General features: G+C 62.5%; 11 protein-coding genes. 7 read left to right on the top strand and 4 right to left on the bottom strand.

The annotated features are described in order from the left end of the window. Positions 1-158: 158 nt before the first annotated feature. The 3 genes from ACJA3S_RS25565 (at position 159) to ACJA3S_RS25575 (ending at position 3451) form a co-directional block, all read left to right on the top strand. Positions 159-1151 carry an AraC family transcriptional regulator gene (locus tag ACJA3S_RS25565; RefSeq protein WP_406820413.1) on the top strand — a complete coding sequence of 331 codons (993 nt, stop codon included), beginning with the start codon at positions 159-161 and terminating at the stop codon, positions 1149-1151. Between the two features lie 152 nt (positions 1152-1303). Beyond that, a complete protein-coding gene (locus ACJA3S_RS25570; protein WP_406820414.1) occupies positions 1304-2347 on the top strand; it encodes a histone deacetylase family protein in 1044 nt (347 codons plus the stop codon). Further along, positions 2348-3451: a polyamine ABC transporter substrate-binding protein gene (locus ACJA3S_RS25575; RefSeq protein WP_406820415.1), complete on the top strand. Its 1104-nt coding sequence runs from the start codon at positions 2348-2350 to the stop codon at positions 3449-3451. A gap of 80 nt (positions 3452-3531) precedes the next feature. Here the strand turns inward: ACJA3S_RS25575 and ACJA3S_RS25580 are convergent, their stop codons facing one another. After that, positions 3532-5070 carry a PLP-dependent aminotransferase family protein gene (locus ACJA3S_RS25580; RefSeq protein WP_406820416.1) on the bottom strand — a complete coding sequence of 513 codons (1539 nt, stop codon included), beginning with the start codon at positions 5068-5070 and terminating at the stop codon, positions 3532-3534. 90 nt (positions 5071-5160) lie between these two features. Here ACJA3S_RS25580 and ACJA3S_RS25585 point away from each other — a divergent pair, with 90 nt between their 5' ends. From ACJA3S_RS25585 to ACJA3S_RS25595, 3 genes are read left to right on the top strand one after another with little or no spacing between them, the layout of a single operon-like run. Continuing rightward, on the top strand, positions 5161-5790 hold the full coding sequence (locus ACJA3S_RS25585) for an FMN-binding negative transcriptional regulator (protein WP_406820417.1): 630 nt from the start codon (positions 5161-5163) through the stop codon (positions 5788-5790). Between the two features lie 12 nt (positions 5791-5802). Continuing rightward, positions 5803-6249, top strand: a complete 447-nt coding sequence (locus tag ACJA3S_RS25590; RefSeq protein ID WP_406820418.1) for an N-acetyltransferase family protein — start codon at positions 5803-5805, stop codon at positions 6247-6249. A 7-nt stretch (positions 6250-6256) separates the two neighbouring features. Then, positions 6257-6928, top strand: coding sequence for a GNAT family N-acetyltransferase (locus ACJA3S_RS25595; protein ID WP_406820419.1), 672 nt, complete (start codon positions 6257-6259; stop codon positions 6926-6928). A gap of 149 nt (positions 6929-7077) precedes the next feature. Here ACJA3S_RS25595 and oadA read toward each other — a convergent pair whose 3' ends face one another. Continuing rightward, a complete protein-coding gene (gene oadA, locus ACJA3S_RS25600; protein ID WP_170033883.1) occupies positions 7078-8886 on the bottom strand; it encodes a sodium-extruding oxaloacetate decarboxylase subunit alpha in 1809 nt (602 codons plus the stop codon). An 11-nt stretch (positions 8887-8897) separates the two neighbouring features. After that, positions 8898-10313 carry an acetyl-CoA carboxylase biotin carboxylase subunit gene (locus ACJA3S_RS25605; protein ID WP_016712746.1) on the bottom strand — a complete coding sequence of 472 codons (1416 nt, stop codon included), beginning with the start codon at positions 10311-10313 and terminating at the stop codon, positions 8898-8900. Positions 10314-10502: 189 nt separating this feature from the next. Here ACJA3S_RS25605 and ACJA3S_RS25610 point away from each other — a divergent pair, with 189 nt between their 5' ends. After that, positions 10503-11465, top strand: a complete 963-nt coding sequence (locus ACJA3S_RS25610) for a LysR family transcriptional regulator (protein WP_406820420.1) — start codon at positions 10503-10505, stop codon at positions 11463-11465. Here the strand turns inward: ACJA3S_RS25610 and ACJA3S_RS25615 are convergent. Next, complete coding sequence (locus ACJA3S_RS25615) at positions 11407-11625, bottom strand: PA3496 family putative envelope integrity protein (RefSeq protein WP_170033889.1); 219 nt, start codon at positions 11623-11625, stop codon at positions 11407-11409. The genes ACJA3S_RS25610 and ACJA3S_RS25615 overlap by 59 nt on opposite strands.

Raw genomic sequence — 11625 nt, forward strand, 5'->3', positions numbered from 1 at the left:
CAGGTCGAGGGACTAGACACCTCTCAACCTTTACCAGGCCCGAGCCTATGCTTCGGGCCTTTTTTTTGCCTGCGGGTTCTGGGGCTCCTGCGCAGCCTTCGGGATATCGGCACACAACTTGCTCCATAATGCGTCCCAGGCCTACGGGACTTCCCAGCATGCTGCACAGCCACCTGACTACCCTCAACGCGGTTTCGCTGATCCTCAACGTCTTCCAGGCCGACGGTTGCGAGGCGTCGGCGCTGTTGGCCGGCAGCGGCATCGGCCCGGCAGACCTGGGGCATGCCGATGCGCGCATCACCACCCAGCAGGAACTGCAGGTGTGCGCCAACGCCGTTGCCCGGCGCGAGGACATCGGCCTGGAACTGGGCCGGCGCATGCATGTGTCGTGCTACGGCATGCTCGGTTACGCCCTGCTCTCCAGTGCCACTTTGGGTGACGCCTTGCGCCTGGCGTTGCAGTATCCGGCACTGCTGGGAACAGTCTTCAAGCTGCGTTTGCTCGACGACGGCCAGCGGGTCTGGTTCAGCGCCAGCGATTGCCATGACAGCCCGGCACTGACCGCCTTCAACGCCGAGTTCTGCCTGGTTTCGCTGAAAGTCATCTGCGACGACCTGCTCGGCCGCCCACTGCCACTGCTGGGCGCCCGTTTCGAGCACCCTCGGCCCAGCTACCACGCGCTCTATGCCGATGCATTCCAGTGCCCGGTCGGTTTCGACGCCGAGACCAATGCCTTTGCTTTCGAACGCCGCTGGCTGGACATGCCGCTGCCGCTGGCCGACCCGATTACCCACAAGGCCATGAGCGAACGTTGCCGGCGCCTGAACCTGGAATTCACTGGCCGCCAGGCCTGGCTGGGGCGGATCCGCCAACTGCTGGCGCAGCAACTGGATGCGGCGCCCGGGCTGGAGGGTCTGGCGCGGCAGATGAACTGTTCATCGCGTACCCTGCGTCGGCATTTGCAGGCCTTGGGCAGCAGTTATCAACAGCTGCTGGATGAGCTGAGGTTCGAGCGGGCCAAGCAGCTGCTGGCCGACAATCAGATGCCGATCTACCGGATTGCCGAAACGCTGGGGTTCAGCGAGACGGCCAGTTTCCGCCATGCCTTCCAGCGTTGGAGTGGTGTAGCTCCCAGCCATTTTCGCGGTTGACCGCGCCAGCCGTGCCCCGGGCAGGGGCCGGCACAGGGAAAGCCGGCCAAAGAGCCTGGCCACATCGATCCCCTTTTGGCCGTTTGCGTCGTTCTCCCCTGCTGGCGTCCACCCGAGAATGGGCCAACGCCAGTGTCCAAGGGAGAACAACAATGCTGACGATCTATTCCGATGACCACCGCCTGCACCATGGCCGCTGCGAGCTGATAGACGGCAAGCTGATGCCCTGCTTCGAAATGCCTTCGCGCGCCGACCATGTGCTCGAACAGGTAAAACAGCGCAACCTCGGCGACATCCAGGGCCCTACCGACTTCGGCCGTGCACCGCTCCTGCGCATCCACAGCGCCGCCTACCTGGACTTCTTCGAAGGCGCCTGGGCGCGCTGGGCCGCATTGGGCCAGGAAGGCGACCTGCTGCCGTTCACCTGGCCAGCCCGCACCCTGCGCCAGAAAAAGCCCAGCGGCCTGCACGGTGAGCTGGGCTACTACAGCTTCGATGCCGGGGCACCAATCACCGCCGGTACCTGGCAGGCTGCCTACAGCGCCGCCCAGGTGGCCCTCACCGCCCAGGCCGCCATCCAGCAGGGCGCTCACTCGGCGTTTGCCCTGTGCCGCCCGCCAGGGCACCACGCCGCCGGCGAAGTCATGGGCGGCTATTGCTACCTGAACAACGCCGCCATCGCCGCCCAGGCGTTTCTCGACCAGGGCCGGCACAAAGTCGCCATCCTCGATGTCGACTATCACCATGGCAACGGCACCCAGGACATCTTCTACCGCCGCGGGGATGTGTTCTTCGCTTCGATCCATGGCGACCCGCAGGACGAATTCCCGTTCTTCCTCGGCTATGCCGACGAAACCGGCGAGGGTCGCGGAGAAGGCTGCAATATCAACTACCCCCTGCCCGCCGGCAGCGACTGGACTGCCTGGAGCGCTGCCTTGGAGGACGCCTGCCAGCGCATCGAAGCCTATGACGCCGACGTACTGGTGATCTCGCTGGGCGTGGACACCTTCAAGGACGACCCGATCTCGCAGTTCAAGCTGGACAGCCCGGATTACCTGGAGATGGGCAAGCGCATCGCGCAGCTCGGCAAGCCGACCCTGTTCGTGATGGAGGGCGGCTACGCTGTCGAAGAAATCGGTATCAATGCAGTCAATGTGCTGGAAGGCTTCCAGCGCAGCCAACCAGGAGCCCGCTAAATGGTCCGACTCAAGCACCTGCTCGCCCCGTTCATCGCCGCCACGCTGTTTACCGGCGCCCTGCAGGCCCAGGCCGAACAGCGTACCCTGCGGGTATACAACTGGTTCGACTACATCACCCCGCAAACCCTCACCGAGTTCCAGAAGGACAGCGGGGTGAAGCTGATCTACGACATCTTCGACACCAACGAGGCGCTGGAAGCCAAGCTACTGACCGGCAACTCCGGCTATGACGTGGTGGTGCCATCCAACGTGTTCCTGGCCAAGCAGATCGAAGCCGGGGTGTTCCAGCCACTGGACCGTAGCAAGCTGCCGAACTGGCAACACCTGGACCCGGCCCTGATGAAGCTGATCGAAGCCAACGACCCGGGCAACAAGTTCGCCGTACCCTACATGTACGGTACCGTGCTGATCGGCTTCAACCCGGCCAAGGTCAAGGCTGCGCTCGGCGACAACGCGCCAGTGGACAGCTGGGACCTGATCTTCAAGGAAGAGAACATCGCCAAGCTCAAGCAGTGTGGCGTGGCACTGCTCGACTCGCCGTCGGAGATCCTGCCGCTGGCCTTGCAGCACCTGGGCCTGCCGCCAAACAGCGACAAGCCGGCCGACTACAAGCAGGCCGAGGCACTGATGCTGAAAATTCGCCCCTACATCACCTATTTCCACTCCTCGAAATACATGGCGGACATCGCCAACGGTGATATCTGCGTGGCGGTCGGCTACAGCGGCAGCTTCTCCCAGGCCGCCAACCGCGCCCGCGATGCGAAGAATGGCGTAGTGGTGGACATGCGCCTGCCCAAGGAAGGAGCGCCGATCTGGTTCGATATGCTGGCAATTCCGAAGAATGCAGCCAACCCGGAAGACGCGCATGCGTTCATCAACTACCTGCTGCGGCCTGAGGTAATTGCACCGATCAGCGATTTTGTCGGCTACCCGAACCCGAACAAGGATGCCACCGACAAAGTGAACCCGGCGATTCGCAACAACCCCAACCTGTACCCGACGGCGGAGGCGATGACCAAGCTGTATACCCTCAAGCCTCTGGCGCGGGATGCCGAGCGGGCACGCACGCGGGCCTGGACGCGGATCAAGTCCGGTACCTGAGTCGCCTGCTTCGCGGGCAAGCCCGCTCCCACAGGGAGAGCGCTGGCCGCAGGTGCGGTGCAGCCCCTTGGGGAGTGGGTTTACCCGCGAAGCGGCCGCCAGGCCTTGCGTAATTTCAGCAAGGCCTCGGCAATCTCACCCTCCGGCACCGCCGCGAACCCAAGCACCAGTCCTGCCCGCTTATCCACAGGCTCGGTGCTGTCAGCGAGCCAGAAATTACTCAGCGGAGTCATCTCCACCCCCACAGCTTCAGCCTTGGCTACCAGCTCTTGTTCCAAGGCAAAGTTATCCACATCCACCTTGACATGCAGCCCAGCGGCCACTTCCGGCATGCTGCCCAAGCCCGGTATATCCACAGGCCAACCAGCCTTGAGCACGTTGCGTCGGCTCAAGGCCGCCTTGCGCATGCGCCGGATATGCCGCTGGAAGTGCCCCCGTGCCATGAATTCGGCCATCACGCACTGGCTGCTGACCTCCGAGTGCCGCATCGCCAGCGCCCTGCCCTGGCTGAACGCCTGCGCCAGCGACGGCGGCAGCACCAGGTAGCCAAGGCGCAGTGCCGGGAAGGCGATCTTGCCGAATGTACCGACATACAGCACCCGCCCGTTCTGGTCGAGCGACGCCAGCGGAGCCAGGGGTGCGCCGCTGTAGCGATATTCGCCGTCATAGTCGTCTTCGATGATCCAGCCACCGCTTCGCTCGGCCCAGGCCAGCAGTTCCAGGCGCCGCGCCAGGCTCATGGTCACCCCGGTCGGGTACTGGTGGGCCGGCGTGACGTAGGCGAGCCGGCAATCGGACAATTGCCCCAGCCAGCGGCAGTCCAAACCATCCTCGTCCACCGGCACGCCATGCAACCTGCCACCGGCCAACGCAAAGGCATGTCCCGCCGCCCGGTAACCTGGGTTTTCCACAGCCACACCGTCTCCCGGCTGCAACAGCAGCTGTGCACAAAGGCTGATCGCCTGCTGCGCACCACTGGTGATCACAATTTGTGCAGCTGTACAGCTCAACCCACGCGAGCTACGCAAGTAGGCGGCGACCAACTCGCGCAGTTGCGGCTCGCCTGCCGGGTCGCCATAACCGAGCTGCGCAGGCGCCGGGTTGCGCCAGAAACCCGCCTGCAGCTTGGCCCACACGTCGAACGGGAACAAATCGAACGCCGGAATACCAAGCCGAAACGCTCGCGGCGCACCACTTCTTGGCGGTAGCAAATGGTTATTTTCCAGGCGCCGCAAAGGCTCGCTGGAGCGTGGCTGGCTGGATAAATTACCAGTGCCTTCTACAAATTTTGTGGATAAACCTGTTGATAAACCCCGGGATAACCCTGTGGATACTTGTGTGGATAGTTTAGGCAGCTGGCTGACATAGGTGCCATCACCCACCCGACTTTCGATGAAGCCCTCGGCATACAGCTGGTCGTAGGCCCGCACCACACTGTTGCGTGATAGCGCCAGCATGGCAGCCAGATCGCGAGTAGCCGGCAGCCGCGTGCCGCTGCTCAGACGCCCGTCGAGCACACGCGCACGCAGCGCCTGGTACAGCTGCTGGCTGAGCCCGCGGCGGCGATCCAGGACGATGCCGGCAGGGTCGAAGGGCAACACTAAAGGGCGCTCGGTCATGGTATTGGACCTATCAGAACAGCCAACAATGGCTCTTACATAGAACCAATAGCCTGCCTAGGATGGGGTCATTGCACAAGGACACCGGGCATGTACAACAGCAAACCCCATCAGGAACACGACCTTGGTCGCCTGTACCAGCACATGCATGACACCCGCCTGGCCATACTGGTCAGCCATGGCGAGCAAGGCCTGCTGGCTAGCCACCTGCCGGTGTTGATCGATACCAGTGAAGGCGAGTTCGGCACGGTCTATGCCCATTTGGCCCGGGCCAACCACCAATGGCAGGACCTGGCACGAGGCGCCGAGGCCCTGCTGGTGTTTCCCGGCGCCGATGCCTATGTCAGCCCGGGCTATTACCCAAGCAAGGCCGAGAACCCCAAGGTGGTCCCCACCTGGAACTACCTGGCCGTGCATGCCTATGGCACGGCCGAAGTACTGCACGATGGCCCGGCGCTGCTGGCTATCGTCAGCCGCCTGACCGAACGCCACGAACAAGGCCGCACCGAACCATGGAAGGTCGCTGACGCCCCGGCCGACTATATCGACGGCATGCTCCGTGCCATTGTCGGCATCCGTCTGCCCATCGCTCGCCTGCAAGGCGCGCGCAAGCTCAGCCAGAACCGCTCGGCGCAAGACATTGCCGGGGTGCGTGAAGGCCTGGGCGCCAGCCCGGACTATCTGGATAACCAACTCGCAGCGCACATGCGCCCATTCTGAAGGAACAGCCTCATGTCCACCGTTACCCTGCGCCCCGTCACTGGCCAAGACCACGCTGCCTGGCTTGCCCTGTGGCACGCCTATCTGCGCTTCTACCAATCCGAACTCACCGATGAGGTGAGCCTGAACACCTGGCAGCGCCTGCTCGACCCCAACGAGCCGACCCATTCAGCCCTGGCCTGGGTCGATGGCAAGGCGGTTGGCATGGTCAACTTCATCTACCATCGGACCAACTGGAGTATCGGCAATGCCTGCTACCTGCAGGACCTGTACGTGGACAGCACGCAGCGTGGCCTGGGCATCGGCCGCCAATTGATCGAGCACGTCTATGCTGCAGCCGAGGCTGAAAAATGCAGCAAGGTGTACTGGGTAACCCACGAAACCAACGCCACCGCCATCAGCCTGTACCAGCAGGTTGCCGAGCGCTCGGGCTTTATCCAATTCCGTAAAGAGTTGTAAGCCGAACATGAACGACGCATTGAACTGGAAGCCCGCCGCTACGCCGCGGGCCGAGCCCATCGAAGGCCGCTTTATCCGTCTGCAAAAGCTCGACCCGGCGTGCCATGGCAACGACCTCTGGCAGATGCTGCAAGGTCCGGCTGCCGACCCTGCCCTGTGGGACTACCTGCCCTATGGCCCGTTCGCCGAACGTGCTGCCTTCGACCGCTGGCTGGAAGGTAATGCTGCTGGCCGTGATCCGCTGTTCTATAGCGTGATCGACCGCACCAACGGCCAGGCCCAGGGTATCCTCAGCCTGATGTCGATGGTGCCCGAGCACGGCCGCATCGAAATCGGTCACGTCGCCTTCGGTGCCGCCATGCAGCGCACGCCCAAGGGCACCGAGGCGGTGTACTTGCTTGGCAAGTTGGCCTTTGAGTTGGGTAACCGCCGGCTGGAATGGAAGTGCAACAACGCCAACGCCCGCTCCAAACGCGCGGCGGAGCGGTTTGGTTTTGTCTACGAAGGGGTGTTTCGCAAGCACCTGGTGGTAAAGGACCATAACCGTGATACCGCCTGGTACTCGGTTACCGATGATGAGTGGCCGGCGCTGGCTGCCGGATTCGAACGCTGGTTGAGCGAGGAAAACCAACCGCCGACAGGCCAGGTAAAAACGCTGGAGGCCTGTCGCAAAGGCTGAGGGTTGTGCTGTAGCATCCGGCTTCTGCGCAGGTGACGCCCACTGAGGTCACCCGCCTTGAGGCCTGTGATTGACCTGGGGCCCCACAGTTAAAAAAAAGGGGAGCATCCGCTCCCCAGAGGTTAACCGCTTGTAGATGAAGGCTTATCTCAGCCTTCGATCTCGATCAGGATCTCGCCCGGGGTCACACGGTCGCCCTTGGCCACGTGAATGGCCACGACCTTGCCGGCGATGGCCGCCTGCACTTCGGTTTCCATTTTCATGGCTTCGGTGATCAGCACGGCTTGGCCGACCTTGACCATGTCGCCTTCCTTTACCAGCACATCAACGATGTTGCCGGGCATGGTGGTGCTGACGTGGCCCGGGGCGCTGGCCTGCTTGCGCTTGCTGCTGCCGCCACCGACGAATTCGTTGAGCGGCTCGAACACCACCTCTTCCGGCATGCCGTCGATCGACAGGTAGAAGTGACGCTTGCCTTCGGCCTTCACCCCTACCCCAGTGATGTCGACACGGTAGGTTTCGCCGTGCACGTCAATGACGAACTCGGTCGGCACGCCTTCGCCGCTATGGGACGCTACTGCGCCCGCCTCAGGAATTGGCAGCAGCACTTCAGGAGTCAGGGTGCCGGCTTCGCGCTCCTCGAGGAACTTGCGACCAATGTCCGGGAACATGGCAAAGGTCAGCACATCTTCTTCACAACGCGCCAAGGCACCAATGTCGGCACGCAGCTTGGCCATTTCCGGCTTCAGCAGGTCGGCCGGGCGCACGTCGATCACCTCTTCGCTGCCGATCGCCTGGCGTCGCAGCTGCTCGTTGACCACACCCGGGGCCTTGCCGTAGCCGCCTTGCAGGTACAGCTTCACCTCGTTGGTGATGGTCTTGTAACGCTCGCCAGCCAGCACGTTGAAGAACGCCTGGGTACCGACGATCTGCGAGGTCGGGGTCACCAGCGGCGGGAAACCGAGGTCTTCACGCACACGCGGGATCTCTGCCAGCACTTCGTTCATGCGGTTGAGCGCGCCCTGCTCCTTGAGCTGGTTGGCCAGGTTGGAAATCATGCCGCCGGGCACCTGGTTGACCTGCACGCGGGTGTCCACGGCGGTGAATTCGCTCTCGAACTGGTGGTACTTCTTGCGCACGGCGTAGAAGTACAGGCCGATTTCCTGCAGCAGTTCCAGGTCCAGGCCAGTGTCGAACTCGCTGCCCTTGAGCGCGGCAACCATCGACTCGGTGCCCGGGTGGCTGGTGCCCCAGGCGAAGCTGGAGATCGCGGTGTCGATGTGGTCGGCGCCGTTTTCCACGGCCTTCAGTTGGCACATCGCGGCCAGGCCGGCGGTGTCGTGGGAGTGGATGAACACCGGCAGCGACTGCTCGGCCTTCAGCGCCTTGACCAGTTCACCGGTGGCGTAAGGGGTCAGCAGGCCGGCCATGTCCTTGATCGCCACCGAGTCGCAACCCATGGCTTCCATCTGCTTGGCCTGGTTGACGAAGGCTTCGATGGTGTGCACCGGGCTGGTGGTATAGGCGATGGTGCCCTGGGCGTGTTTGCCGGCAGCCTTGACCGCTTCGATGGCCACGCGCAGGTTACGCACGTCGTTCATGGCGTCGAAAATGCGGAACACGTCGATGCCGTTGACGGCAGCCTTGGCGACGAAGGCCTTGACCACGTCGTCGCTGTAGTGGCGGTAGCCCAGGAGGTTTTGGCCGCGCAGCAGCATTTGCAGGCGGGTGTTGGGCAACGCTGCGCGCAGCTTGCGCAGGCGCTCCCACGGGTCTTCTTTGAGGAAGCGCACGCAGGCGTCGAAGGTGGCGCCGCCCCAGACTTCCAGCGACCAGTAGCCAACCTTGTCGAGCTTGTCGCAGATCGGCAGCATGTCTTCGGTACGCATGCGGGTGGCCAGCAGGGACTGGTGGGCGTCGCGCAGGATCGTGTCGGTTACGTGAATTTTCTTGGACATTATGGGGTTCCTCACAGGCCTGCGTGGGCGGCGATGGCGGCGGCGATGGCCAGGGCCAGCTCTTCGGGTTTGCGCTTGATCGAGTAGTTGGTCAGTTCGGGGTGGCTTTCGACGAAGCTGGTATTGAACTGGCCGCTACGGAATTCGGGATTGCGCAGGATTTCCTGATAGTACGCGGCAGTGGTCTTCACCCCTTGCACGCGCATGTCGTCCAGGGCCCGCAGGCCGCGGTCCATGGCTTCTTCCCAGGTCAACGCCCAGACCACCAGCTTCAGGCACATGGAGTCATAGAACGGTGGAATGGTGTAGCCGGTATAGATCGCCGTGTCGGTACGCACGCCCGGGCCGCCGGGGGCGTAGTAACGGGTGATCTTGCCGAAGCTGGGCAGGAAGTTGTTCTTCGGGTCTTCGGCGTTGATCCGGAACTGCAGCGCGTAGCCGCGGTGCTGGATGTCTTCCTGCTTCACCGACAGTGGCAGGCCCGAGGCAATGCGGATCTGCTCACGGACAATATCGATACCGGTGATTTCCTCGGTGATGGTGTGCTCCACCTGCACCCGGGTGTTCATTTCCATGAAGTACACCTCGCCATCGGCGAGCAGGAACTCCACGGTACCGGCGTTCTCGTAGTTCACCGCCTTGGCGGCACGTACCGCGAGGTCACCGATGTAGGCACGCTGCTCGGGGGTGAGCTGCGGGCTTGGGGCGATCTCGATAAGCTTCTGGTTACGCCGCTGGATCGAGCAGTCGCGCTCGAACAGGTGCACCACGTTGCCGAAGCTGTCACCGAGGATCTGCGCCTCGATATGCTTGGGATTGACGATGCACTTTTCCAGGAACACTTCGGCCGAACCGAAGGCCTTGGTGGCCTCGGAGATGACCCGTGGGAAGTTCTGTTCCAGTTCTTCGCGGCTGTTGCAACGGCGAATACCTCGACCGCCGCCACCAGAGGTGGCCTTGAGCATGACCGGGTAACCGATGCGGTCACCTTCACTCAGGGCTTCGTGGATATCGGCAACGTTACCCTCGGTGCCGGGGGTCACCGGCACGCCGGCAGCGATCATGGTACGGCGTGCTTCGGTCTTGTCGCCCATGCGGCGAATGACATCGGCGGCCGGGCCGATGAACTTGATCCCGCGTTCGGCGCAGATCTCCGCCAGCTCGGCGTTTTCCGAGAGGAAACCGTAGCCCGGGTGCAAGGCATCACAGCCGGTTTCCACAGCCAGGTTGACCAGCTTGCGCGGGTTCAGGTAACCGGCCAGCGGCTCGGCACCGATGCTGTGGGCTTCGTCGGCGCGCTTGACGTGCAACGCATGCCGGTCGGCATCGGAATAGATCGCTACCGAGCGAATGCCCATCTCGGCGCAGGCACGCACGATGCGCACTGCGATTTCACCTCGGTTGGCGATCAGGATTTTTTTTATCACTGGAGTCTTCCCAAAGCCGTAGGAACAGTCGAGCCGGTTCTACCGGTCGGCGCGTGACCAGACGTCGCTGGCCAGTCGCACATTCACCCTAGCGCTGTAGGTCGATAAACAAAAATCAATATTTGTTAGACGCTGTATTAGTAAAAGCTTATGGTGCAGTAACAAGGTATTGCCGAGGGCGGGGCAAGAATGCGTAAGTCATTGATGCGTATGACATTGCGTCAACTGCAGATCTTCAACGAGGTGTGCGATTTGCGCTCGTACAGCCGCGCTGCGGAAGAGATGGCGCTGACACAACCCGCCGTTAGTCTACAGATCCGTCAACTCGAAGAGCTGATCGGTCAGCCACTGTTCGAGTACGTAGGCAAGAAGCTCTACCTGACCGAAGCGGCCGAAGCCCTGCAACGCGCCAGCCGCGACATATTCGGCCGCCTGGAGAGCCTGGACATGCAGCTGTCGGATATGCAGGGCTCACTCCAGGGGCAACTGAAACTGGCGATCGAGTCCAGCGCCAAGTACTTCGTGCCACACCTGTTCGCCGCCTTCAAGCAGCGCCACCCGGAGGTCAACCTGACCCTGACCGTGGTCAACCGCGCCCAGGCCATCCGCCGCCTTTCCGACAACCGCGACGACCTGATCATCATGTCCATGGTGCCGCAGGACATGGGCCTGGAGTTTCTGCCGTTCCTCAACAACCCGATCGTCGCGGTGGCGCCACCCGAGCATCCGCTGTGCAAACTGGAACGACTGCGCCTGCAGGATCTGGAACCTCATACGCTGCTGGTCCGCGAGCAAGGTTCAGGTACACGCAAGGCCTGCGAGGAATACTTCAAGGACAAGCGTGTGCACTTCACCCAGACCCTGGAAGTGGCCTCGGCCGACGCCCAGCGTGAATGCGTGATCGCCGGCCTGGGTATTGCCCTGCTCACCCGCCATGCAGTCAACCTTGAGCTGGCCACCGGTGTGCTGAAGGAGCTGCCGGTAGAGGAGCTACCGCTGTACCGCAGCTGGTGCGTGGTGCAGTCCAAGGCCAAACGGCAGTCGCCGGTTGCCTTGGCCTTCCTGGCGTTCATCCGTAGCGAACGTGCGCTGATCAGCGGCCTGGTTGAGCGTTTTTCGGGGAAATTGCCGCCGATGCCTGCCAGACCGTGAGGTCCTGCAGCTCCGGGTAGTCCACCAGGTCGCGCAGCAATTGACGTTGGTCGCAATAGCTTTCGATCGCGCGGCGGTATTCCATGCGACGCTGATCCTTTTCTTGCTGCTTGCGAGCCTTGGCGCTGGGTTGGTAAGTACCGTCGTAATCACGAGCCAT

This window comes from Pseudomonas sp. KnCO4, assembly GCF_045344305.1.
GTDB lineage: Bacteria > Pseudomonadota > Gammaproteobacteria > Pseudomonadales > Pseudomonadaceae > Aquipseudomonas > Aquipseudomonas anuradhapurensis.

What these genes read in the sequence shown, in the direction of transcription:
- ACJA3S_RS25565 (WP_406820413.1), top strand. Translation starts at nt 159, where the DNA reads ATGCTGCACAGCCACCTGACTACCCTCAACGCGGTTTCGCTGATCCTC.
- ACJA3S_RS25570 (WP_406820414.1), top strand. Translation starts at nt 1,304, where the DNA reads ATGCTGACGATCTATTCCGATGACCACCGCCTGCACCATGGCCGCTGC.
- ACJA3S_RS25575 (WP_406820415.1), top strand. Translation starts at nt 2,348, where the DNA reads ATGGTCCGACTCAAGCACCTGCTCGCCCCGTTCATCGCCGCCACGCTG.
- ACJA3S_RS25580 (WP_406820416.1), bottom strand. Translation starts at nt 5,070, where the DNA reads ATGACCGAGCGCCCTTTAGTGTTGCCCTTCGACCCTGCCGGCATCGTC.
- ACJA3S_RS25585 (WP_406820417.1), top strand. Translation starts at nt 5,161, where the DNA reads ATGTACAACAGCAAACCCCATCAGGAACACGACCTTGGTCGCCTGTAC.
- ACJA3S_RS25590 (WP_406820418.1), top strand. Translation starts at nt 5,803, where the DNA reads ATGTCCACCGTTACCCTGCGCCCCGTCACTGGCCAAGACCACGCTGCC.
- ACJA3S_RS25595 (WP_406820419.1), top strand. Translation starts at nt 6,257, where the DNA reads ATGAACGACGCATTGAACTGGAAGCCCGCCGCTACGCCGCGGGCCGAG.
- oadA (WP_170033883.1), bottom strand. Translation starts at nt 8,886, where the DNA reads ATGTCCAAGAAAATTCACGTAACCGACACGATCCTGCGCGACGCCCAC.
- ACJA3S_RS25610 (WP_406820420.1), top strand. Translation starts at nt 10,503, where the DNA reads ATGCGTAAGTCATTGATGCGTATGACATTGCGTCAACTGCAGATCTTC.
- ACJA3S_RS25615 (WP_170033889.1), bottom strand. Translation starts at nt 11,625, where the DNA reads ATGGCTCGTGATTACGACGGTACTTACCAACCCAGCGCCAAGGCTCGC.